This window comes from Streptomyces lacaronensis (assembly GCF_047337785.1).
GTDB classification, from domain to species: Bacteria; Actinomycetota; Actinomycetes; order Streptomycetales; family Streptomycetaceae; genus Streptomyces; species Streptomyces lycopersici.
In genome coordinates this window covers 11,972,088-11,994,455 of the sequence record NZ_JBLHDK010000003.1, presented here as the reverse complement: position 1 = coordinate 11,994,455, position 22,368 = coordinate 11,972,088, and the positions used below count along the sequence as shown (strand labels likewise).

At 68.9% G+C, this 22,368-nt stretch carries 20 protein-coding genes and 6 pseudogenes; 12 read left to right on the top strand and 14 right to left on the bottom strand.

The genetic code is table 11. The features are described from left to right. Positions 1–55 precede the first annotated feature (55 nt). Together ACMTAK_RS51375 and ACMTAK_RS51370 are read right to left on the bottom strand one after the other, a co-directional pair. On the bottom strand, positions 56–334 hold the full coding sequence (locus ACMTAK_RS51375) for a hypothetical protein (protein ID WP_413812573.1): 279 nt from the start codon (positions 332–334) through the stop codon (positions 56–58). Between the two features lie 336 nt (positions 335–670). Then, positions 671–1,561, bottom strand: a complete 891-nt coding sequence (locus tag ACMTAK_RS51370) for an MBL fold metallo-hydrolase (protein ID WP_413812572.1) — start codon at positions 1,559–1,561, stop codon at positions 671–673. 130 nt (positions 1,562–1,691) lie between these two features. Here ACMTAK_RS51370 and ACMTAK_RS51365 point away from each other — a divergent pair, with 130 nt between their 5' ends. Further along, on the top strand, positions 1,692–2,120 hold the full coding sequence (locus tag ACMTAK_RS51365; protein ID WP_413812571.1) for a MarR family winged helix-turn-helix transcriptional regulator: 429 nt from the start codon (positions 1,692–1,694) through the stop codon (positions 2,118–2,120). An 88-nt stretch (positions 2,121–2,208) separates the two neighbouring features. Beyond that, a complete protein-coding gene (locus ACMTAK_RS51360; RefSeq protein ID WP_413812570.1) occupies positions 2,209–2,364 on the top strand; it encodes a hypothetical protein in 156 nt (51 codons plus the stop codon). Between the two features lie 64 nt (positions 2,365–2,428). Here ACMTAK_RS51360 and ACMTAK_RS51355 read toward each other — a convergent pair. Next, a pseudogene (locus ACMTAK_RS51355) lies at positions 2,429–3,189 on the bottom strand (flavodoxin family protein). A gap of 718 nt (positions 3,190–3,907) precedes the next feature. Continuing rightward, positions 3,908–4,903: an aldo/keto reductase gene (locus ACMTAK_RS51350; RefSeq protein ID WP_413812569.1), complete on the bottom strand. Its 996-nt coding sequence runs from the start codon at positions 4,901–4,903 to the stop codon at positions 3,908–3,910. Positions 4,904–5,030: 127 nt separating this feature from the next. Between ACMTAK_RS51350 and ACMTAK_RS51345 the strand changes: the two genes are divergently transcribed. The 3 genes and pseudogenes from ACMTAK_RS51345 to ACMTAK_RS51335 form a co-directional block, all read left to right on the top strand. Then, positions 5,031–5,891 (top strand): helix-turn-helix transcriptional regulator, encoded by an 861-nt coding sequence (locus ACMTAK_RS51345; protein WP_413812568.1) that lies wholly within the window; start codon positions 5,031–5,033, stop codon positions 5,889–5,891. A gap of 125 nt (positions 5,892–6,016) precedes the next feature. Next, positions 6,017–7,527: pseudogene (locus tag ACMTAK_RS51340) on the top strand (AMP-binding protein); the annotation flags it as partial. A 35-nt stretch (positions 7,528–7,562) separates the two neighbouring features. Then, a pseudogene (locus tag ACMTAK_RS51335) lies at positions 7,563–7,825 on the top strand (transposase); the annotation flags it as partial. Between the two features lie 76 nt (positions 7,826–7,901). Here the strand turns inward: ACMTAK_RS51335 and ACMTAK_RS51330 are convergent. Then, the gene (locus ACMTAK_RS51330) at positions 7,902–8,465 is read right to left on the bottom strand and encodes a cysteine hydrolase family protein (protein WP_413812567.1); all 564 of its coding nucleotides are present in this window, start codon (positions 8,463–8,465) and stop codon (positions 7,902–7,904) included. Between the two features lie 211 nt (positions 8,466–8,676). On the opposite strand from ACMTAK_RS51330, the gene ACMTAK_RS51325 reads away from it, so the two are divergent. Next, positions 8,677–8,820, top strand: a complete 144-nt coding sequence (locus ACMTAK_RS51325; protein WP_413812566.1) for a hypothetical protein — start codon at positions 8,677–8,679, stop codon at positions 8,818–8,820. Between the two features lie 189 nt (positions 8,821–9,009). Here ACMTAK_RS51325 and ACMTAK_RS51320 read toward each other — a convergent pair whose 3' ends face one another. Then, positions 9,010–9,804 (bottom strand): nucleotidyltransferase domain-containing protein, encoded by a 795-nt coding sequence (locus ACMTAK_RS51320; RefSeq protein WP_413812565.1) that lies wholly within the window; start codon positions 9,802–9,804, stop codon positions 9,010–9,012. An 84-nt stretch (positions 9,805–9,888) separates the two neighbouring features. Beyond that, positions 9,889–10,821: pseudogene (locus tag ACMTAK_RS51315) on the bottom strand (MFS transporter). Between the two features lie 451 nt (positions 10,822–11,272). Between ACMTAK_RS51315 and ACMTAK_RS51310 the strand changes: the two are divergent. From ACMTAK_RS51310 to ACMTAK_RS51300, 3 genes and pseudogenes are all read left to right on the top strand, one after another. Then, a pseudogene (locus tag ACMTAK_RS51310) lies at positions 11,273–11,406 on the top strand (IS5 family transposase); the annotation flags it as partial. A gap of 487 nt (positions 11,407–11,893) precedes the next feature. Then, entirely contained in the window at positions 11,894–13,297 is a 1,404-nt protein-coding gene (locus ACMTAK_RS51305) for a DUF7507 domain-containing protein (protein ID WP_413812564.1), read from the top strand. Positions 13,298–13,757: 460 nt separating this feature from the next. Next, positions 13,758–14,165, top strand: a complete 408-nt coding sequence (locus ACMTAK_RS51300; RefSeq protein WP_413812563.1) for a hypothetical protein — start codon at positions 13,758–13,760, stop codon at positions 14,163–14,165. Between the two features lie 223 nt (positions 14,166–14,388). On the opposite strand, the gene ACMTAK_RS51295 is transcribed toward ACMTAK_RS51300, so the two are convergent. The 5 genes and pseudogenes from ACMTAK_RS51295 to ACMTAK_RS51275 all read right to left on the bottom strand — a co-directional run bounded on the left by ACMTAK_RS51295 (position 14,389) and on the right by ACMTAK_RS51275 (position 18,134). Then, positions 14,389–14,520 (bottom strand): hypothetical protein, encoded by a 132-nt coding sequence (locus ACMTAK_RS51295; protein ID WP_413812562.1) that lies wholly within the window; start codon positions 14,518–14,520, stop codon positions 14,389–14,391. Further along, positions 14,514–15,326 (bottom strand): SMP-30/gluconolactonase/LRE family protein, encoded by an 813-nt coding sequence (locus ACMTAK_RS51290; protein WP_413812561.1) that lies wholly within the window; start codon positions 15,324–15,326, stop codon positions 14,514–14,516. The genes ACMTAK_RS51295 and ACMTAK_RS51290 overlap by 7 nt, the downstream gene beginning before the upstream one ends. A 25-nt stretch (positions 15,327–15,351) precedes the next feature. After that, entirely contained in the window at positions 15,352–15,894 is a 543-nt protein-coding gene (locus ACMTAK_RS51285) for a hypothetical protein (protein WP_413812560.1), read from the bottom strand. 98 nt (positions 15,895–15,992) lie between these two features. After that, positions 15,993–16,810, bottom strand: a pseudogene (locus tag ACMTAK_RS51280) (sensor histidine kinase); the annotation flags it as partial. A 679-nt stretch (positions 16,811–17,489) separates the two neighbouring features. After that, the gene (locus tag ACMTAK_RS51275; protein ID WP_413812559.1) at positions 17,490–18,134 is read right to left on the bottom strand and encodes a dihydrofolate reductase family protein; all 645 of its coding nucleotides are present in this window, start codon (positions 18,132–18,134) and stop codon (positions 17,490–17,492) included. 841 nt (positions 18,135–18,975) lie between these two features. Here ACMTAK_RS51275 and ACMTAK_RS51270 point away from each other — a divergent pair. Next, on the top strand, positions 18,976–19,113 hold the full coding sequence (locus tag ACMTAK_RS51270; protein ID WP_413812558.1) for a hypothetical protein: 138 nt from the start codon (positions 18,976–18,978) through the stop codon (positions 19,111–19,113). Positions 19,114–19,141: 28 nt separating this feature from the next. Here ACMTAK_RS51270 and ACMTAK_RS51265 read toward each other — a convergent pair whose 3' ends face one another. Next, the gene (locus ACMTAK_RS51265; RefSeq protein WP_413813245.1) at positions 19,142–19,507 is read right to left on the bottom strand and encodes a hypothetical protein; all 366 of its coding nucleotides are present in this window, start codon (positions 19,505–19,507) and stop codon (positions 19,142–19,144) included. A gap of 289 nt (positions 19,508–19,796) precedes the next feature. Between ACMTAK_RS51265 and ACMTAK_RS51260 the strand changes: the two genes are divergently transcribed. Beyond that, positions 19,797–19,919 carry a hypothetical protein gene (locus ACMTAK_RS51260; RefSeq protein ID WP_413812557.1) on the top strand — a complete coding sequence of 41 codons (123 nt, stop codon included), beginning with the start codon at positions 19,797–19,799 and terminating at the stop codon, positions 19,917–19,919. Between the two features lie 570 nt (positions 19,920–20,489). Continuing rightward, positions 20,490–20,990 carry a hypothetical protein gene (locus ACMTAK_RS51255; protein ID WP_413812556.1) on the top strand — a complete coding sequence of 167 codons (501 nt, stop codon included), beginning with the start codon at positions 20,490–20,492 and terminating at the stop codon, positions 20,988–20,990. Positions 20,991–21,410: 420 nt separating this feature from the next. Here ACMTAK_RS51255 and ACMTAK_RS51250 read toward each other — a convergent pair whose 3' ends face one another. Further along, positions 21,411–22,235, bottom strand: a complete 825-nt coding sequence (locus ACMTAK_RS51250) for an IS5 family transposase (RefSeq protein ID WP_413812555.1) — start codon at positions 22,233–22,235, stop codon at positions 21,411–21,413. Positions 22,236–22,368: the final 133 nt, after the last annotated feature.

The window sequence follows — 22,368 nt, the reverse complement described above, 5'->3', positions numbered from 1 at the left end:
TCGCAGGGGCGGGGTAGGGTCCGGCTGTCCGTCGACCGCACCACGCCCTCGCCCCTCACGGCCTCACCGCCTTCTCATCGAGACCGAAGACCTCGGCGAGGTGGAGCGGATCGGGACCGCGGACGAGGGCTTCTTCGAGCCGGCGGTCGACGCGGAGCTGTTCCAGTGTGGCTGCCTGACTGCGAAGCGATGTGGTGAGGGAGACCTGGCTGACCGGGCCGGTGCCCAGCGCGGTGAACTTGTTGATCAGCAAGTGAGGGTTGGCGGTGTCGGGCCAGCGGCGGCGCCGAACGTTCAGCCCATCGCGGGCGACGTGCACGGTGAGGTCGCCCAAGGGCCGGACGCGGCCGTCGATCGTGAGTCCTCCACTCAGTCTGACCAGGGGCTTCGGCAACGTCGTTGACCTCTTCGCGGGTGCCGGCGGCCGGGAAATCGTGGTGTAAACCGACATCCGCACACGACTTCTTGAAATCCACATTGAGGCGTCGGGACACTAACGCTCCGGCACTCATGGCTGTAGCTCCGGTGCAGGCGGCGGTGGCGGCGATGAGGGTGGCGCCCCGTGACCGTTGTGGCCAGCGCGGCCGCGACGATGCCCAGCCAGTACTGGCGCGCGATGTGACGGGGAGCCCGCACGCGATCGTCGTTGTCACCGGTCGTCCCCGGCGGGTCAGGTGTCCAGGGGGCGCCAGGCGGGACCGTTGCCGTCCCGCCGGACCTGCCCGAACACGACGTCGGCGAAGTGGATGCCGAAGCCGATTGTGTCGGGCTCTTCCAGCTCGGCGACGAGACGGCGACGGTGGTCGGCGGACCGAACCGGGTCGTGGTCGACGGCCGCAGACCATTCGGGGTGGTCGACCTGGATCGGTGAGTGCAGGGCGTCGCCGAAGGCGATCAACCGCCGCCTGCCCGAGGTGATGACGTACTCGGCATGCCCGGCCGTGTGACCGGCGGTGATCCGGACTCGCACACCGGGGAAGATCTCCTGACCGCCCGTCACCGTGCGCACATACGGTGCCAGGCCGGTGACCTCCTCGGCCATGCCGTGCGCCGCCAGGAGGTCTCGCTGGGCCCATTCCGGCTCGGACACCAGGTAGTCGGCGTGGGCGAAGGCGGTCCGGTCACCACCCGGGGCGGAGTGCCAGGCCCAGCCGAGGTGATCGGGGTGCAGGTGCGTGAACGCCACTGCCTCGATCTCTTCCGGCCTGCGGCCGAGTTCGGCCAGGTTGTCCAAGAGCGCACCCCCGTGGATGACGCCACGGGGGGTGCCCAGGTCGGGCGGCAGCGTCTGCGGCCCGAACCCGGCGTCGATCAGCAGCGCGCGATCGCCGTTCTCCACCAGCAGGGCGCCGATGCTTGCCACGAGGTGGCCGGAGGCGTCCAGGTAGTCCGGGTGTCCGGCCCACACCTCGTCGGTGGTGTCCGGGAGCCAACCGCGCGGCGGGAGCCGCACGTCCCCGTCCGGCACGAAGGACACCCTCGTGTCGCCCAGCCATACCGAGCGGATACCCGCAGGCCGCCGCAGCCGCTCGCTCTGGTCAACCGCGGAGTTCATCACCATGGTCCCTCTCCCCATTCGGTGTCGGCTCGTCGCCGCGTCTCCCGGCGACGACCACGCCACCATAAGCATCAAGCTAGAAACATTCAAGCTCTAATTATTCTGGCTTGATGGACTTGCTAGGGTGGGATGCATGACGACGCCCCCGGAACCGCAAGCCATCGCCGAGCGAGAGCTGTGCGGTCTGGTGAACGGACTGGCCCAGCAGATCGCGGATCACGTACGCGAACGCGCTGTCACCCTTGGCCTGACGGCAGCCCAGGCGACCGCGCTGCGGGAGATGACCGGGCCGATGACGATGCGGGAGCTCGCCGAGCGCATGAGCTGCGAGCCCTCCAACGCCACCTTCGTCGTCGATAAGCTCGAGAAACAGGGCTTGGTCGAGCGCCGCGCGCATCCCACCGACCGCCGAGCCAAGCACCTCGTCCTCAGCGCTGAGGGCACTGCCCTCCGCGAACGGCTCCTCGAACTCCTCGCGCAGGACTCGCCGCTGGCCGGCCTCACCCCCCAGCAGCAGCACGTCCTTCAGGACCTGCTCGAGCAGGCCATCATCCGTCCATAAGCTGACGCCGACAAAAGGAGATGGCCGGCCGCGCCACCTCAACCGATCCACAACCGTTGGCAATGGCTCGGAAGTAGGCGGCGTATGCATGGTCCCCGGGGACTACGTTCACCCCGGCGCCAGCGGCGCGGTCGTGATCCCGGGCGGAAGCCCGCGGCGGGTGATCGACGAAGCGCTGAAGGCCGAGGCCGAGGACGCCCGCATTGCGGAGGGGATCCTCGGCGGGTACCGGACACCCGCGTGAGGCACCGATTCTCCTCGAGAGGCCGGGCCGGCCGGCGGCCCCCTCAAAGAGATCCCCGGCAACCTCAGCGGTAGTCGGGGCCGGGGTAGCCCAAGCGGCACCCCCCTTCCCACCCGGAGCGCTGGTTGCCGTGTGCGGGGATGCCGTTGGCACCCTCGAGGACGGCCCCCAGATGCATCAGGTTCCAGGTCATGAAGGCGGTGTCGCGGTTGGTGAAGTCGTTCTCCGGGCCGCCCGGATCCGGGCCCAGGTACCACGGTCCCGGTCCCGCCGCGCCGACCCGGCCCGCGGCAGCCCGCGGCAGCCCGCGGCAGCCCGCGTCGGGAAGGTGTAGCCGAAGCGCTGGAGGTCGAGGACGCTCACCGCGCAGTGCCTCACACCGTCCTCGTTGCCGGTGATCAGACAGCCGCCGACGCGTCCGTAACAGGCGTACCGGCCCTTGTCGTCGAGCAGACTCGAGCAGGCCCAGAGACGTTCGATCACCCGCTCGGCCACCGAGCTGTCGCCGCCGAGCCAGATCGGCCCCGCCAGCACCAGGATGTCCGCCGCCATCACCCGCTCGTACAGCCTCGGCCAGGCATCGGTGGCGAAGCCGTGTCCGGTCATGTCCGGTAGATGCCCGTCGCGATATCGTGGCCGACGGCCCGGAACCCGTCTGTGGTCACGCCGTGCGTATCCATGATCGCGCGACTTCCGTCGGCCAGCCCCTCGGTACTGCCCTGCTGCCCCAGACGGTCTGAGCGTGCAGTTGGCGTACACAGTGGTCAGGTCATCGAAGCCGTACACGTCACCGGTCCGGGCGGCGGCGGACGGCGACGCTGCCATGGAGGCTCCTCATACCGGACTGCTGACCCCGCGGGCCGGACCAGACTCAGCAGCAACTCACGACAATCACCGTTCGTCTCCTCACGACTCATTTCACGCGTGATTTGACCGGCCGCGCAATGGTGTCCATCCGGAGCGTCTCAAGGCCAACGGCATCGACCCGAAGGCCCTCCCGCCGTTGCGCGGTCCCGGCGGAGGAAAGAAGCGCAGCCGCGACGGCACCTCCCCCCAGATTCAGCACGCACAGAGACGTACACCCCATGCCACGGACAGCACCGGTGGGCTGCCGGTTGTGCGGGCTCCTCGCAAACGGAAGCCGACCGACCCGTAACTCGCGAGCAGGCTTGATGGCGCTCGTTGAAAGCGACCACCCTCCTGCTTGGAGGTGACCTCAGACCTGCTCGGTGGATCTCCCCACCCATAGGGCGTCTGACCTGCCGACGGGCACCACAGGTGAGGGTCGCCCGATAGCCGGCCAGGTCAGGGGCGGGACGGACTGTCCGGGGTGGGCGAAGGCCAGCGCGCACGCCGTCGAAGGCGCCGTTGACCGGTCGGCACGGCCCGTGTCCTTTGACACGGAAGTTAGTCCGGAGCGATGCCCTGACCTGCATCGACTGGAGTGGACGACGTACAGGTCCTGCCGTCGGCCGGCGTGATATCGCTCCGGGCGACCTGCACGACAACCGGCTGGTCATCGTTGGCAGGGTGAGAGGCGGACTCAGTTGCCGGCGCCGAGGCTGGACATGAACGCGGACGGATACCGGTCGCCGCGCGCCGCACCCGGCGGCACCGCCTTCTCGATCTCGGCGAGGTCGTCCGCGGTGAGGTTCAGCTCCATCGCGGGCAGCGCCTCGGCCAGCCGCTCGCGGGTTCGAGCGCCGACCAGCGGCACGATGTCGTCACCCTGTGCGGCCACCCAGGCGATGGCCAGTTGGGCGACTGTACATCCCTTCGCGTCGGCGACCCGGCGTAGTGCCTCCACGAGGGCGAGGTTGTGTTCCACGTTCCCGCTCGAGAATCGCGGGGTGAACCCGCGGCTGTCGCCGGGCCCGGCGGTGCGGCCGGCGGACCAGTGCCCGGAGATGAGGCCGCGGCTGAGGACGCCGTACGCGGTCAGGCCGATGCCGAGCTCCCGAAGGGTAGGCAGAATGTCCGCCTCCACCGCGCGGGAGATCAGCGAGTACTCGATCTGCAGATCGGCGACCGGGTGCACGGCATGCGCCCGGCGGATCGTCGCCGCGTCGACCTCCGAGAGGCCGAGGTGGCGGACGTACCCGGCGTCGATCATCTCCTTGATCGCCCCCACCGACTCCTCGATCGGTACCGCCGGGTCCAGCCGAGCGGGACGGTAGATGTCGATGTGGTCGGTGCCCAGCCGGGTCAGCGAGTAGGCCAGGAAGTTCTTGACCGCCTCGGGCCGGCCGTCCGTCCCACCGAACTCCGGGCCCGGCCCCCGCAGCATGCCGAACTTCACGCTCAGCTGGTAGCTGTCCCGATCCCGGCCGCGCAGCGCCTCGGCGATCAGCAGTTCGTTGTGGCCCATCGCGTAGAAGTCGCCGGTGTCGATCAGAGTGACACCGGTCTCCAGCGCGGCGTGCACGGTGGCGATACTCTCCGCGCGGTCGGCCGCGCCGTAAGCGCCCGACATACCCATCGCACCCAGCCCCAGCGCGGAAACGGCCGGGCCGGTGCTGCCCAGGGTTCGTGTCTGCATCGCATTCTCCTTCGTTGTCGATCTGCCAGCCACTGTGCGCCCGCGCCGCGAGGCAAGGGAGCGGAGCGTTCATCCTGGGAGAGCCGCTCCCTGGATCGGCTTGCCCGCCGCGAGGGACCATGAGGCCATGCAACGTGACCAGCTCGCCGACTTCCTGCGCCGCCGCCGTGAGGCGATGCGCCCGGCCGAGGTCGGCATCGCCGACGGCCCCCGCCGCCGTACCACCGGCCTGCGCCGGGAAGAGGTGGCCACGCTCGCCGGCATGTCAGTGGACTACGTCGTACGCCTCGAACAGGGCCGCAGCAGCCAGCCCTCGGTCCATCTGCTCGGCGCGCTGGCCCGGGCGCTGCGCCTGTCCGACGACGAGCGTGACCACCTGTTCCACCTGGCCGGCCACCAGCCCCCACCCGCCGACGGAGTGGCCCGCCTGGCCCGTGCCGGACTGATCCGCATGCTCGACCTGCTCGGCGACACCCCCGCCCTGGTCCTGTCCGACCTGGGCGAGGTCCTCGCCCAGAACCGGGCCGCCCTCCTGCTCACGGGCGACCACACCGCCTTCTCCGGCGACCGCCGCTACGTCGCATACCGCTGGTTCACCGACCCCGCAGCCCGCGCCGTCGCCCCGCTCGAAGAACAGGAACGCCACGCCCGCCAGCTCGTGGCCGACCTGCGTGCGGCCGCCGGCCGCCGGACCGGCGACTCCATCGCCGCCGGACTCGTCGACCGGTTGCAGGCGGCGAGCGCCGACTTCCGCCGGATCTGGGCCGAGCACCAGGTGGCGGTCCGGCGCGCCGACCGCAAGACCTTGCTGCACCCGCGGGTCGGCCGCCTGCTGATGGACTGCGAGACCCTGGTCACTCCCGACCAGGGCCAGCACCTGCTGGTGCTCACCCCGGCGGACGCCGAGGCCCGCGAGCGGCTGGAGCTGCTGCGGGTCATCGGTATCGAGGAATTCCCCACGGGAGCAACGGGCCCGACGGTACGGTGAGGCGGTCGGCCATCGGGCACCGGCTCGGTATTCGGCGGTCAGGTCGGCGGAGTGGCCGTTCCGTCCCTGAACTGCGGGATTGCGGGGCGGCCGCCTTACGGGTCCGCGTCAACCGGGGGGAACCGGTGGCCGCCAACGTACCGGCCGCGTGGTCGGAAGTGCACTCGGTGGTCTTCGGCGGCTTCGCTCCCAAGGAGCTGGCCGCCCGTATCGAGGACGCCGAACCGGCCGTGATCGTCGCGGCGTCCTGTGGGATCGAGCCGGCACGGGTCGTGGAGTACCAGCCCATCGTCGAGGCGGCGCTCGGCGTGACCACCCATCAGCCGGACAAGGCCGTCATCCTGCAGCGTGACCGGGCGCGAGCGCGGCTCGGCGAGCGTTACGTGGACTGGGCGGATCTCGTCGTCCGTGCCGAGCCGGTCGGTCCGGTCCCGGTGGCGGCGACCGACCCGCTGTATGTGCTGTACACCTCCGGTACCACCGGCAGGCCGAAGGGCGTCGTCCGCGACAACGGCGGCCATGCGGTCGCACTGGCGTGGTCGATGGCTGCGTTCTATGACATCGGGCCGGGCGACGTCTGGTGGACCGCATCCGACGTCGGCTGGGTGGTCGGTCACTCGTACATCGTCTACGCGCCGCTGCTGATCGGTGCGACCACCGTGCTGTACGAGGGCAAGCCGGTGCGCACCCCGGATGCCGGGGCGTTCTGGCGGGTGATCAGCGACCACGGTGTGAAGGCGCTGTTCACCGCTCCCACGGCATTGCGGGCGATCAAAAGACTCGACTCGGAGGCCGCCGAGCCGAGGAAGTGCGACCTGCCGTCGTTCCGCACCCTCTTCCTGGCCGGGGAGCGGCTCGACCGCGAGACCTACCACTGGGCGCACCGGCACCTCGGCACACCGGTCATCGACCATTGGTGGCAGACCGAGACCGGCTGGCCGATCGCGGCCAACCTCCACGGGCTGGAGCCGATGCCGGTCAAGCCCGGGTCGGCCATGGTGCCGGTTCCCGGCTGGGATATGCGCGTCCTGGACCAGGGCGGTGCCGAACTGCCCGCGGGCCAGGAAGGCGTGATCGCGATCCGGCTTCCGCTGCCACCCGGCGCGCTTCCCACGCTGTGGGGTGACGACCAGCGGTTCGGTTCATCGAGGCGTATCTGTCCCGGTACGACGGCTACTACTTGACCGGTGACTCCGGGTACCGCGACGCGGACGGCTATCTGTTCGTCATGGGCCGCACCGACGACGTGATCAACGTCGCGGGGCACCGATTGTCCACCGGTGCGATGGAAGCGGTGCTCGCGGCGCATCCGGCCGTCGCCGAGTGTGCGGTGATCGGGGTGCACGACGAGCTCAAGGGCCAGCTGCCCCGGGGCTTCGTGGTGCTCAAGGCGGGCGCCGACATCAGCGACGAAGACCTGCGCGAGGAGCTGGTCGCGGCGGTACGCCGGGAGATCGGCCCGGTCGCCGCGTTCCGGGCCGTCCCGGTCGTGGAGGCGCTGCCCAAGACCCGGTCGGGATAGATCCTGCGCAAGACGATGCGCGGAATCGCCGACGGGCGCGATGAACCAGTGCCGTCGACGATCGAGGATCCGTCGGTGCTGGACGCGCTGCGGCCCGTGCCGCGCTCTGAGTGAGCGTTCTTCGTCGGCAGCACCTGGGTGGGTGGTGGAACCGCCGCCTGCGCATCGTCTCCAGGCCGAAAGGCACCAAAGGCTTCGTCGTCCTGCCCCGCCGCTGGAAGTCGAACGCACGATCGGCTGGTACATGAACGCACGCCGCAACGCGCGCGACTACGAACGCCTGCCCCAGCACTCCGAAGCACACCTGAACTGGGCACTCATCACCATGATGACCCGACGCCTCACCCGCAAAAGCCCCCGCACCGACATCTGGACGAAGAAGCACACCGTCGACGCAAAGACATCCTGCTGAACGAGCGACCGGTGGCTTTATCCGGCCAGCGGGAGTGCCGCCCTGCCCCGCATGCGAGGGCCCGGGCGGCCTCCCGCTATTGCGGTGCGATGGCTTTGAGCCAGTCCTCGACGGCGACGACGTCTGCCCACTGCGGGAACAGCTTTTCGGTGAGCATCCGGTGCACCTCGGGGTCGGTGTCGAGGCAGGCATCCGCCAGGACGGTGAGGCCGAAGTCCAGGTCGATGGCGTGCCACAGGGTGGACAGCACTACAGCGCTGGTGGCGATGCCGGTGAGAACAAGGCTGTCGATATCGCGAGCCCTGAGTACCAGGTCGAGGTCGCTGCCCGAGAACGCGCTCCCCCGCCTCTTGGTGACCACGACGTCGCCCTGCTGGGGCGCGACGTCGTCATGGATCTCGGTGCCAGGGGCACCCTCGGTGAACAGGCCGGCCCGCACGGCATTTGTCATCACCTTGTTGCGGGGGCTGACTTCCGGATCGCCCGGCCGCAACCCCATCACCACGTAGATCACGGGGATGCCGGCAGCCCGGGCACCGTCGATCGCCCTGCGCAAGCGCGGCAGATACCCAGAACCGTCGTCGGCGATGGCCACGACGTCCCGCTGGACGTCCATCACCAGAAGTGCGCTGTTCGCCATCCTTGCCGTCCCTTCTCCGTTGGGAAACAGGAGCAAGTCTGGTGGACCAACCGAACCGCGGTGGAGGTTTCGGAGATCCTCATCAGCGTCGCGCCGCAGTGCGCCCATGACCGGTGTCAGTCCTCATCGATATTTTCTTGCCCTGTGATCACCAAGTGCTGTCCAGATTCGGTGACAAGCGGTGTCGCCCGTCAGCTACGAAGCCACCCACGTGAACCCCTACGGCCGGTTCGAGCTGGACATGAATTCCCACCTCGACCTCGCCACCGCGGCCCCGGTGCCCGACCCCTGCACCGCGCCCGGTGCGGAAACCGCCCGATCGGCGGCGGACGGCGCAGCCGGATCGGCAGCCTGAAAGAGCCATGCCTCGGCGTCGCTCCCGGGGTGGCTGGATCATTGACCGGGGTGAGGTGGGCCGGGGAAGGCATGGCCAAAGGTGAGGAGGGGTGTTGGCGCCATCCATCAGGCGTACCGGGACGGGATGGAGAACCTGAGCCGACAAGGGCGGCGAGGTACTTCAGTCGGCTGTGTGTGCCCGCTTCAGTCAGCAGCCTTGCTCGATGACGTCGTGGAGGTACTGCACGGCGAGCTTCTCGGCGTTGTGGCGCCGTTCAACGATCGTTCCACCGGCGTCGGACCATCGGCGGTAGAGATCGACGCTGGCGAGGAGCGCCCGTCCGGCTTCGTGGCGGTCGTAGCCGCACAGCGTTGCCTGAAGGTCGCGCGCCTCTTCGGGCGCGGTGGTCTCCAAGTGGCGTACACCGCGGGGGATCGCGCCCACCCGGCGGGCGGCCAGGGGGCCGAGCACGGTCTCGCGCAGGTAGGTGAGGAAGCCGATGGTCTCGAACAGTTCCCCGCGGCCGAGCTTCGTCGCGCCGTAGTGCACCCAGATCCAGAACCGGTCCTCGATCCACTGGAGGTCGAGCGCCGGAGTGACCGGCGGCTGCTGGGCGAGGGCGCTGGCCAGGAGGCCGTCCCGGTCCCACAGGATCTCCGGGTCCTCGTTCCGCTCGGCGAAGTCGGAGACCTGGCCGAACTTGAAGTCGACGTGCAGGAGGGGCGGCCCGACGAGCGTGATGATCAGGCGCGGCTCGCCGACATGCTCCCCGGTGAACCCGGCCACCAGGGAGGCCCAGGAGCCGATCAGCACGAGCCGCTCCCGCATGACCGCTTCGTACGCCTCGTCATCGATGACCAGGATCAGGTCCACGTCCGAGTAGACATCGGGGCGGCCTCCCACGATCGACCCGGTGATCGCCACGCCGACCACGCGCGCATCCTGCCGGATCCGGGGTAGTGCGTCGCTGAGGAACCGGCTGTGCAAGGAGGGGACGTCCATCTGCTTTCCTTCCGATCGGAGCAAAGCGGATCAACGTAACACTCAGCCTGACGGGACACCGCCAACCGCGCATTGACGCCGGTTCTACTTGGCGGACCTCGACTTGTAACCCTGCAGCCGCTCGCCGAGCAGCACCGCGCAAGCCCCGACGGTCAGCAGCCCACCGGCCAGGAAGGTGTCCCGCACGTCGGCCAGCGGCAGAATCAGTCCCCCGAGCGCGGCGCCCGCCGCCATGCCGGCGTTGTATGAACCGGAGTTGGCTGCCAGTGCGATATCGGTGCGGCCCGGTGCGCAGTGCAGCATCGCGTTCTGGGTGGTCATGAACACCGGCCCGAGCGCACCGCCCATGAGCGCCAGGAACACCGCCGCCGCCACCCGATTGGTGCCAGCCGAGTACAGGCCCAGCATGCCCACTGCCTGCGTGGCTACGGCCGTGGTCAGCGCGGACTGCGGAAAGCGGTCGAGCAACGCACCGGTGATACTCACCCCCGGCCAGACACGCAACACCGAAAGCCACGAACAGGGCGCTGACCGTGTTCGGGGAGAACCCGCTCACGTGGCGACGGGCACCTGCCAGTCGCTCTGCTGGCCCAGCCAGGTTCCGGCAGGAACACCAAGCACCAGGGCCAGCGAACCAGCGACGGACAACGCCCCGACCACACGCCCACCGACCTCGGGCGCGAACAGGCCCACCGCGACCGGCCCCATCACGGCCCAGAACAGCGCCTGGGCGAGCGCCGTCAGCAGCCGCGCCACAAGGAGCAGCCAGTAGGAAGTCGACAGCGCCGCAACCAGACTGGACACGACGAGCGCGGCCAGCAGTCCCGTGAGCACATGACGTCGGGGCACAGCCCGAACGAAGTGGGCGAGCGGCACAGACGCGACGGCCACCGTCACGCCGTAACCGGTGACCAGGAGACCGACCGCTGACAGGGACACCCGAAGGCTTTCGGAAATGAGCTCCAAGAGGCCGACTGGCAGGTTCTCCGCGGTGTTGAAGGTGAAGGCAGCCAGCATCAGGGCCACGAGCACCGCCAGAGCGTGCCATGGGACCGGTTGTCCCGTGACCGCACGGTCTCTTCCTGAGCTCCCTCGTTGTGCCTGCTTCGTGACCCCGTCCATGGAGGTACCTCACCGGGCTCACCGGTTACGCCACAACCGAATTCATCCAGACGTGGGCGGGCTCAACAGAACTCGGGATCGCCCAGTCACCTCGGGTTCGAAAACACCTACTGAGAGGTCGTTTTCACCTTGAATGCCCTGGTGTCTGCCGATTTTCGCAGCACGGGGTTGTGGTGGTGCGGAGATTGTTGATGAGTTTGGTACCTGATGGACAGGTGGGGTGACAAGTGGGGCGGGAGGTGGCCTGTGCCTGTCTCATCCCAAGAAGCCGGGCTTTGCGCTGTGTGCTTCCGTCGTCGTTGCCGTGCGCCTGGGCGCACTCGGTCCGGAGCGGTACGTCAGGAGCATGCCTGCGCGACGCCCCTATCGGATGATCTGTCCGATGCCCGCTGGGAGTTGATCGAGCCGGTGCTGTCCGCCTGGCGCTTCGAGCGTCGCGGCAGGGCCCTGGACGTCGGCCGGCCACCCGAACACGACCTGGCCGTGGACGGCGACGGTGAGGGCGACGAAGACGATGTGGAGTCGGTGCTGGCCGACATCCCCCTCGAAGCGCAGTCGACACCCGGTGGATCCGGGAGCAGCGCCACGTCGGCACGGTCACGGCCGGCGCCACGCTCGCCGAGGTGAGTCGGCTCGGGAGTGCCGGGAGCGTCAACTTCGCTGGTGGCTGATTCACCCTGCGCGGGGGTGAGCGCGGGTAGTGCGACGGGCGCTTTCGGCCATGACCGGTGTGGTGGGCGAGAGTGGGGAGGGGTGTGTGGTGGGAGGGGTGTGCCACCGGCGGCGTGTGGGGACGGCGGGGCGGGGGCGCTCAGGGGTGGGGTGCGCAAACGTGCTGCGGAGGGTTGGCCGGACTCATTCGCTAATCACTTTACGTGTTCACATGAACGCGTTGTGCTACTGGCTGTTTCGGCTCCGTCACGGCCCGGCGGTGCATTCCAGCAGCATCGACTCGAGGGACATCACCATGACCACACCTCCCGCTGCTCCGCTCCGGGTCGCCCTGGCCAACGGCAGTTTCGAAGAGCCCGCCGTAACCGGTGTGGAGATTCTGCCGGACGCCTCACAGACGCAGGCGGCCAAGCGGGTCCCGGCCTGGCTCACCACCGCCTCCGACCACAAGATCGAGCTGTGGCGGTCGGGCTTCAGCGGTGTGCCGGCGGCCCAGGGCGTCCAGTTCGCCGAGCTCAACGCGAACCAGGTCTCCACGCTCTACCAGGATCTGCCGACCACGCCCGGCACGAAGCTGTACTGGCGGCTGTATCACCGTGGCCGCCAGGGCGAGGACACCATGGCGCTGGACATCGGCACGCCCGGCTCCACGGTGGAGCAGAGGCGCTTCACCGACGGCAACACCGCCTGGGGTTACTACACAGGCACCTACACCGTCCCGGACGGCCAGTCACTGACGCGCTTCGCCTTCCGTTCCGTCTCCGCCGCCGGCGGCAACCGCAGCATCGGCAACTTCCTGGACGGCATCTTCTTCGGCACCGCTCCCAACCTGACGCTCGCCAAGACCGCCATTCCCGCAGGGCCCCTGGAGGTGGGCGACACCGTCACCTACCGCATCACCGCCAAGAACGAGGGCGGCGGCGGGGCCGAGAACCTCATCCTGACCGACGCCATCCCGCAGGGCACGACCTATCTGCCCAGTTCCCTGCGCATCGTCGACGGCCCGAACGCCGGAGCGAAGAGTGACGCGAAGGGTGACGACCAGGCGTACTACGACGCCCAGGCGAACCAGGTCGTCTTCCATCTCGGCAACGGCGCTTCCGGCGTGGAGGGCGGCAGCCTGCCCAACACCGGGACGCTCCCGCCGGGGACCACGGTGGAGTACCGGGCCACCATCGACCTGGCCGCCGCCGGCAAGCAGATCAGCAACACCGCCACCGCCACCTATGAGAACCGGCTCGGCGACACGCCCGAACCCCTGACGGCCACGTCCAACGAACAGGTTACGGAGGTCAAGCCCGCTGCCGACCTGACCGTGACGAAGGCGGCCGACGCGACCACCGTCACCGTCGGCCAGACCGTGACCTACCGCGTCACCGTCCACAACACCGGCCCGAACCAGGCCACCGGCGTCATTGTCACCGACCAACTCCCCGACGGTCTCACCTTCCTGTCCGCCGACGGCACCCCCGGAAGCCACGATCCGGCCACCGGGCAGTGGACCGTGGGCGACCTGGCCGACGGCGCCACGGCCACCCTCGTACTGCGGGCCAAGGCCACCAAGACCGGCCGGATCACCAACACCGCCACCGCCGCCGGCAACGAAAAGGACCCCGACCCCACCAACAACACCGACACCGTCACCATCTGCGTCGAACCCGCCCCCTCCTGCTGCGACCCCTGCTCCCCCCGCAAGTAACCCACCCAGGAACACACCACGCGGACTCCGCCACCCCCCGGCCACGCGACACGGTCGGGGGCACGGTGCCGGAACGCACTGCGGCCAAAGACGCGGCGTACCCGCTTGGGTAGCGATGGCCGGCACCCCAGGAGACTCGCGGTGTCAAGGGGTCGCAGGTTCCTCGGCGTTCCGGCCGGTGTGTTGCCGAGCGTGATCCGGTGGCGACGTGGGGGTTGTGGTCGCGGAGCGGTCGCTGGGCGGAGTGATCTGGCGAGTGCCGAGTGACGGCCGCCAGCGCGGACGCCGATCGCGCCTCCCGGGCCGGCCCGGTCCTTGGCATGCGCCGGCCGCCGTTCGAAGGAGAGGCGGAGGATGGCGCAATACGTCATGGTCGCGACAACTTCTCCACCGGGAGACTGAACGGGCCGAATCAGCTCAATCGCCCACCACCTGCCCTTCCTCAGCAGCGGGAGACAGTATGCGTACGCAGACCGCCGCAGGTCTCTGTGTCACGGTTGTGGCCGCCGGAATGCTCCTCGCCCCCTCCGGAGCCGCCGCACGGACGGCCGCCCCCACCGCCTCATTCGACATCTCCGACGCGACCACCTATACGAGGGGTGTGGTGACCTGGAACGACCGGTCCGTCACCGTGACCGGGGAACACTCCTCCCCGAGCGCGGACGACTGCCGGGCCACCTGGGTCTATACCTTCGACATCGCCAGGAACAGACTGGGTTCCAAAGGCATGGGCTTCGTGTGCGACCGCGCCACGACCTACGACTTCACCGTCCCCGCAGACACCGACGGCGGAGCCGACCTGGTCATGGTCTGTCTCGACGACCATGATCTGAACGATCTGAAGTGTGCCTCCTTCGTCAAGCCCTGACCTACGGGCTGCCGGCGGACACGGACCCATACCTGGCCGAGAAGACCAAGCCGATCTTCGATAAGCGGATCCGACCAGGAGTTGAGACCCGCATGGTGAACCCCTCCGCGCGGCGCGGTTGCCGGAGGCGCGGAGGGCCGTGTGACCGGTCGGCCCGGACCGACGGAACCCGTCGGTCCGGGCCGGGTGTGTTTCGCCTGGGCCCGTGCTTGTGCCCGCGGCCCTACCTGGCCAGGTGGGCGAGGATCAGGTTGGGGTCCTCGGCGATGCTCCAGCCGGCGCTCAGCACGTAGACCGTTTCGCCACGCAGGGCGATGGACGTGGGGTTCTGCAAACCGTCCACCGAATTCAGCACGGTGGAATGGCTGCCGTCGGGCTGGTCGAGCGCGACGTCGTCCGGTCCGTCCAGGGCGGCCAGGAGCCGGTCGCCACGGCAAGTGAAGGCGAAGTCGTCGATCCCCGGCATACCGCTGGCCCGAGTCTGGATTCCGCCCGTACCTCCGTCCCGGAGGACGGGGATGCGCAAGATGGTGCCCTGGTCGAGATTGGTGGCCCAGACCCGCCGTTGTGGGTCTTCAGGCCGTTGGCGCCGAGGAAGCCGGTGGGGGCCAGTTCGGGGGCGGTGGACCGGGCGGTCGGGGTGCCGCCAGTGGTGGGCACCGTCCAGATGGCGCCGAGCACGGAGTCGGCGACATAGAGGGTGTGGGTGCGCGCATCCAGCACCAGACCGTTGGGCAGACCGTCCGCCGGCAGCGTGGCGATCCGCTCCGGCCGGCCGCCGGGGCGCATCCGCCATAAGCCGGTCAGGTCGGCGGTGCCGGTGGCGTACAGGAAGGACAAGGTTCCGTCGTGGGCCCGGACGATGCCGGCGGCCAGCGGGAAGCCCATGGCTGGAGTGTGGACACCGCCGTCGGCGGGCCTGGGCAGGGTGGCCGGGATCCGGACAGTGCCCCGGAGGGAGCCCTCGGCGACCTGACGGCCCTTGGCGAAGGTGACGTACGCGCGGCCGCCCGGTGCCAGAGCAAGGTTCTCCGGCATCTGCCCCCTGGCCAAGTCGGAGTGCGCGGCGATCCGCGCGCTGCTCAGCGGCGCGGAGACGGCCGAGGCCGGAGCCTGGCTGAGCGCCGAGGCCGTGGCCGCGGCCAGGGCGACAGCCGCCACGGCGGACGGGCGAGGGGGACCAGTGCTAAGGATCGGTCGAAGTTCCCCCGGTTCTGCTGTTCCGCAGAGGCTGCCCTCCCCACAGATCGTCCCGAAAGGCTTTACGTACAGCCAATTCCGCCTTCTCGAATTGTTCGAGCAATCGATCCATCGAGGCATCACGTGAGGGCAGGTAGAGCTGTCTGCGGTCGGTGACCCGCGAGTGCAGAGCATAGGCGCAGTTCACCAAGCCCATCATGGCGTCCATCGCGGGAGCTGCGGCGATGCGCATACTGAGCGTTGCTGCGACGTTGGCGAGATCCGCGTATAGAGCGCGCACCTCGTTCGCGAGATCGGCAGAGAGCTGCGACGCCTCCGCAGCATGGCCTACGGAAGCGCGGAAACGAAACATGACGCGGATGAAGTTGGCGTAGTCCTCGCTGCGAAGCTGCCAGTCGGCTTGTTTTCGTTGAGCTTCTGCGGTCTTTTCTACCTGCCGGAGCGCTGCCCAACCGGCTATGCACCCGACTACGAGCGCAGAGAGCGCGCCAACCGCTGCGGCGTACAGCGCTGCCTGTGTCTCCGTCACGGTCCTGATGGTGGCAGGGGGAGCACGGTGGTGCATCCGGATGAGGGAGTTGGAGCCCTCGCGCAGGTTCCAGGGGCCTCGATGCGACTCGCCAGAAGGGTGCCCTCGCGGTGGATGTGGACGGTCATCCCGGTCGCGCGCATGGTGTCGGCCAGTTCCTCCAGGCGCGCGAGCCAGAGTCCCGGTTCCCGCTGCTCCCCCGTCCCGTCCTCCCCTGGCCCGTCCTCCCCCGTACCGGGCCGGAACGCACGGAGCAGCAGGCATAGTTCGCCGAGCGCGGAGCGGGCGGATGTCTCGATGGCGCGCAGGGCCTGGCGGGCCTGTTCGGACTGATGGGCGAACACGTCGTCGGCGGCGCCCGCCTGGATGATCACCACCGACAGGGTGTGTGCCACGACGTCGTGCACCTCGCGCGCGATCCGGGCGCGTTCCTCCACCACGGCCCGGCGCATCTCCGCCCTGGTGCGTGCCTGCCGTGCCCTGCGCCACTGGCCCGCGGTCCAGCCCAGGGCCACGGTCAGGAGATAGACCGCCAGGCCTGCGGGGCCGCCGGCCGCGAAGGCCGGCGGCACCGGCAGGCACATCGCCGCGAGTGCCCGTACCGAGATCCGGCGTGGTCTGGTGGCCGAGAGCACGCACAAGGTGACCTGCGCTGCAAGCAGGGCCCCGGTCAAGGTCACCGCGGGCAGCAGCGCCCACACCGCCGGCCCCGTCGCCGCGTTCACGGCCAGGACGGTGACCGGGGCGCCTGTCTGCCATTTCAGGGCACCGGTCTGCGCGAGGACCAGGACTACGGCCACGGCTGCGGGGAGTCGTCGGCCGTGTTCGGTGCCGGCGACGAGTACCGAGGTGCCCAGCACGGCGAGCACCACAGCGGCCGACCCCACCACAGCGTCCGGGCCGTGCGAGGTGACAGCTCGCCCCGCGCTTGTCCGGCGTGTGTGTCGTCGGGGTGTCTGGTGGTGGGGTCCGCGGCCCGACCCTATCCAGCGGCGCGGGCCGGGCTGTTCAGGAGACCACCACCTGACCACCCGACCGTCTGCACGATGGCCACCGGCCGTGGTTGCACAGCTGACAGCCGGCGGTGAGTGCCGGCGGTCGGCGGCTGAGCCGTGTCTCTTCGCTTGTCGACGGGCGGGCAGCGTGGGCGGGGGCGGGAAGGGTGAATCGGCCGGTCCCGCAGTCGGACCCGCAGCACCGGACAGACCCTGACCTGCCAGTCCCATGGCTTCCGCAGGACGAGACGTTCACCGCTCTCGTGCCGGGTCCGGCCGGTGACGCGGGGCAGCGGGCCGTCCCAGCGGCCCGCTGCCGGTCGGCGTTTCGGCCGTGGGGGGTGCTCGGGCGGGCCGTGGCCCCCGGGGGTGTTCCTGTTGTGGCCAGGCGTCCGGCCTTCCGTTCACGGCGGGCCGTATCCGGACCTGTTCAGTTGGGTGCTGCTCATCGGGCGATACGGCGGCCAGGCAGCCCTGCTGCTCATGCGGCTGGCTGTGGGCGAGTACCGCGGCCGGTCTCGGCAACTCGCCCACACCTACGCGTTCATGTGCGGAAACACTCGCATCGACTGTGCTGAGATCCCCAAGGTGGGCCCCGCATCATTTTCGCCAGAACAGGTGATGCGTCACACCACTTCGGCTGGGCACGACCTCGAGATGGAACTGGTCCAGCAGTTCATCGGGCGACTCCCACAGACGGAGGCCGGATCCGAGCTTCACCGGCGAGACCGCCACGTGCATGGTGTCGACGAGGTCGGCTTCAAGGAACTGCCGGATGGTCGTGACCCCGCCGCCGAGTCGGACGTCCTTGCCCCGCGCTGCCGCCCGTGCCCGCTCCAAGACCGTGACCGGGTCACCGTCGACGAAGTGGAATGTGGTGTCGGACAGCGTGAACGAGGGACGCTGGTGATGGGTCATGACGAACACCGGGGTGTGGAACGGGGGCTCCTCGCCCCACCAGCCGCGCCAGTCATGGTCGTGCCAGGGGCCGCGCTGTGGGCCGAACTTGTTGCGGCCCATGATCTCGGCGCCGACGTTGTGTGCGAAGTCCCGCGTGAAGTAGTCGTCGAGGCCGCGGCTCCCTCCGGGATCGGTGCGCATGGGCCAGCTCGCCGTGGCACCGGCCCAGGCGAACAGCCTTTCGGGATTGGCGTAACCGAACGGGCTCTCGAGGCTCTGGTGCTCACCCGCACCGATTCCCTCACTTGAGACGTTGAAGTTCATGACTCTCAGCAGCTGATCCACGTGTTTCCTCACCGGTCCTGTCGCATCCTCGTGTGGCGAGATGCCGCCCCACACCAGGGCGTCGAACGGGACATGGCCGCATCGACAGCGACCCGTAGCCCTTTTCCCCCGAGGTGCGCCCGGCACAACAGGTCACCAGCGTCGTTCGGCGGCACCCCGGCGCCCCGGAGGGTGCGGCGTCCAGCCGGCAAGAGACACGCGGACGGCGCCCCCGCCCGGGGGCCCGGGAGCAGCCCCGGCCCATCAGGCCATGACTTGAAGGGGCGTCCACCCCCGCGGATATCCTTCTCGCTGCGCACCGGACGGGTCCCGTGCACTGTGCAGTGAACCGCGTCGGGATGGTGCGCGTGGGCATTGCGCCAGCGCAGGCCGGCGTCCAGGGCCCGGGGGTGCTTTCAATATCCGAACATCTCGGACGGCGACCGGGGCGGATCGCACACCGTGGTCGTGGAATGCCGGTCTGCCGACGGCAAGTCCTGGACCAGGGCCGGGACCACCACGCTCGACCTCGAAGGGCTCGGCCAGGGCGCCGCCCATAAATGCTCCGGCGGCCAGGTCCGGTTGGATGGGCGCGCACTGGCGACCACGCTGACCTCACAGGGAGGGCTGGGGTACGTCACAGCCGAGTTCACCGTCCCCGCGAACACCCGACAGGGGCGGCGCCAGATCGCGCTTGACTGCCGGCAGGACACGTTGATGAGCTACCCGATCGCCGCCAGCAGGACGGCAGCCCCCGCCGATGCTCCATCGCCTGCCGCCGGCACCTCGCCAGTGTTCTCGGCGATCCCCAAGCCTTCCGAGGTGCCGTGGGGCCTGCGCAGCGTAGCCACAACGCTGGTGGGTGGCCTCCGCACTGGTCCTTCTGATCGGCTTCCCTGCCGACATCGTGAACAAGACGATCGAAGAGAACCGGCAGGAGATCGACGACATCACCCACGTACGGCAACCGCCCCCACAGCCGCTGCACGGCGTGCCGTGATTGTCGCCGGCCGCAGGCCCCGCCTGCTCTAATGGGTCTTCAGTTCGCCGATCCGCGCCACCGTCATTCTCTCCTTCGGGCATACCCACACCGCCACGTCCGTGCGGACAGTCGCCGTCAGCGGATGCGTGTCCGGGTGCGTCGGGCACTGTGGCCAGACCGCCGATGCACCTTCAGACCATAGTGCCTCCACCGCCCAGTCCTGGACCTGATCTGCCAGGTGCACGAGCAACTCTGCAGCGGTGCCATCCGGATGTGAGGTCAGGCCTTGGCCTGAACCGTCCGGGGCCCAGAGCGTGATCCCGATCCTGTCATCCGAACGTATGTCTGGTTGCACCGCGCACTGCACCTGGAGGTCCCGCAGGACTGTCTCCACAGCTTCGGCGAATTCCATGTCGTTCACTGAGGCTCCTGATCACATCGGGGAGAACTGCCTCACAGTCTCCACTGCCCCTGAAGCTTGCGGGTGATCTTTTCCGGCCCAGGCCCCCGTTTAAGCAGCCGCCTCAATCTCGGCGCTGTCGGCCGACTGTCCGGCGATTGGACGCCCAGCCACACGGCCGGGGCTGGACCGCCTCCTTGGGCGTCAGCCCACGTACAGCGCATACCGCATCAGGACCGCCTGCCACAACGATCAAGACCGTCACGAGCCCAGGGACACGGCGAGTTCAACCTCAGTAATCATGACAACCAAGTTCGAAGTGGCCGTGACCAACGACCGTAATGCGGAACAGTGTTCGCAGGAACTCGATGCGGTGCCCAGCCCGAAGAATGCCTGGTGCACCCTGCCTCTGTCCGCAGGGTGACAGTGCCCGGCTCACAGGGGTGCTCAGCGGCACACCCTCCGGAGTCTTCAGCCGGGAGCCGGAGCGGGAGCCCGCCTGTACGGCTGCCAGGAAGGAGTCGGCTCGCCGACCTCCACCCTGGGCCTTACAGGCGGCCACTGGGTATGCCTGGCCAGCCACGATGTGTCCGTACCCTCCGAATCCCTGTGCGAGGGGTATCGCGACTCGGGTCTTCTGGCCGCGACACCGGGTCCGGCTCCGTGTGCGGGTGAATCGGCTGTGCGCTCATGCTGCCCTATCCGTCCGTCCCTGAGTCTGCCGTCTCACGGACCATCCCGTCGACCGGATCGGTCCTGCGCTGACATTCGTGGCTGGTCGCCGCGGTTCCTCGCCGTCTGCATCGCGGCGCGCAGGGCTGCGCGGGCCTTGCCCGCAGTGCGGCATCGAGTGTGACTCGCATTGGCCTTTCCCCGCAGCATCCGATGCGTGAGGATTATCCGCCAGATCCCCCTCCGTCGTTCACCTGTGTGACCGGGATCGGCGGCGGTCCTCGCCCCGGTCCGGATACTCTCCCGATTGTTTGGAGGACACATGACCCGAAGACGTGCCTTACTCGGCGCGGTCAGCCTGGTAGTGGCCGCTCTGCTCGGACTCGTCGCATCCCCCGCGGCACACGCCGCCGGAGCAGCATCCGCTGCTCAGGGCTCGTCCGCACAGGTCCAGGGCGAACATCCGGAACTCAACGGTTACCGCATCAAGACGGTGAACAGCGCTGCCGTCTACCTGGTCCTCGACGGCAAGCGCCGCGGCATCCCCAACGAGGCCACATACTTCAATCTGTTCCGCAGCTGGGACGGAATTCAGAACGTGATCGACATCGACAGCATCGACGACGGCGGCAACCTGTCGGACGGTGCCATGTTGGCCAAGTCCCCCTCCTCCGCCACCGTTTACCTTGTCAGCAACGGCGTCAAGCGCGGGATCACCAGCGCAGCGGTGTTCGACAAGTACTCCTTCGACTGGGACAAGATCGTCACCGTGAGCGCGGTCGTGTTGGACGCCGTCCCCAACGGTGCCGTCATCTCTTCCTGACGCCGCTCGGGGCCGCTCACCCGAACGGTAGCGGCCCCTCTCGCGGCAACACATCTGAGTCAGGCGACCTCCGCGTCGGTGGCCAGTGCTGCGGCCATACTGGTGTCCGGCCCTCGCGGCGGCCAGAGGCTCACGCCGTTCGGCGATCCGTGTGAGCGCCACCCAGCCGTGTCGGGCTCGCGGCGCGCCTGTTGCGCGGTGAACCGCCCCCCGCGTCGCCTGACGCGGGTACCTCGAGGTCGAACCTGCTCCTCAGCCATTCTGGTGAGGTGACCGGCCGCGTCCGCGTGCGAGCCCGGGCGGTGCGGTACCTAGAGCGGCATGGCCACTCCCCTCGATCCCCCGCCGAACGCTGAGAGGTCGTTTTCTCCCAGTGTTTCATCCCGGAATTGGTTGCTTAGTGACGGTTTTCGGGTCGCGTCAGGAGATGGTGGCTTCGCCGGTCAGGCGGCGAGTCATGAGGTCGGTCATGGCGAGGTGGACCATGGCTTCGGAGCGTCCGGGAAGGGTTTCGTAGTCGCGGGCAAGACGTCGGTGGAGCATCAGCCAGCCGTAGGTTCGTTCGACCGCCCACCGTTTCGGGATCGGGGTGAAGCCGCTGATCCCGGGGGTGCGGGCGGTGATTTCCATGTCGATGCCGAGGGTGGCGGCGTGCTCGACGAGGTGTTGGCCGTAGCCGCCATCGACCCACACCTTCCGGATGCCAGGGTGGTCGGCGGTCACCTGGTCCAGGAGCCGGGTGCCGGCCACGGAGTCCTGCACGCCGGCCGCGGTGACCAGCACCGCGAGCAGGAGGCCGATCGTGTCGATGACGATGCTCCGCTTCCGTCCGACGATCTTCTTCCCGGCGTCGGTTCCCTGACTGGAGGCCGGGACGCTGGTGGACGTCTTGACGCTCTGCGCGTCGATCACGCAGGCCGAAGGTTCGGCGTCCCGCCCTTCTTTCTGCCGCAGGAGTTGCCTGAGCAGGCCGTTGAGCTGGGCGAAGACGCCGTCTGTCGCCCACTTGGCGAAGTAGCCGTAGACCGTGTTCCAGTGCGGGAAGTGCGGAAGGTAGCGCCACTGGACGCCGGTGCGGTCCACATACAAGATCGCGTTCATGATCTCGCGCAGGTCGTGTTCGGGTGGCCGGCCGACGTCCAGGGCCCTGCCGCGACGCTCGAAGCGCCAGGCGGACAGCACCGGCTCGATCAACTCCCAGCGGGCATCGGACAGATCACTCGGATAGGGGCGTCGCGCAGGCATGCTCCTGACGTACCGCTCCGGACCGAGTGCGCCCAGGCGCACGGCAACGACGACGGAAGCACACAGCACAAAGCCCGGCTTCTTGGGATGAGACAGGCACAGGCCACCTCCCGCCCCACTTGTCACCCCCCCT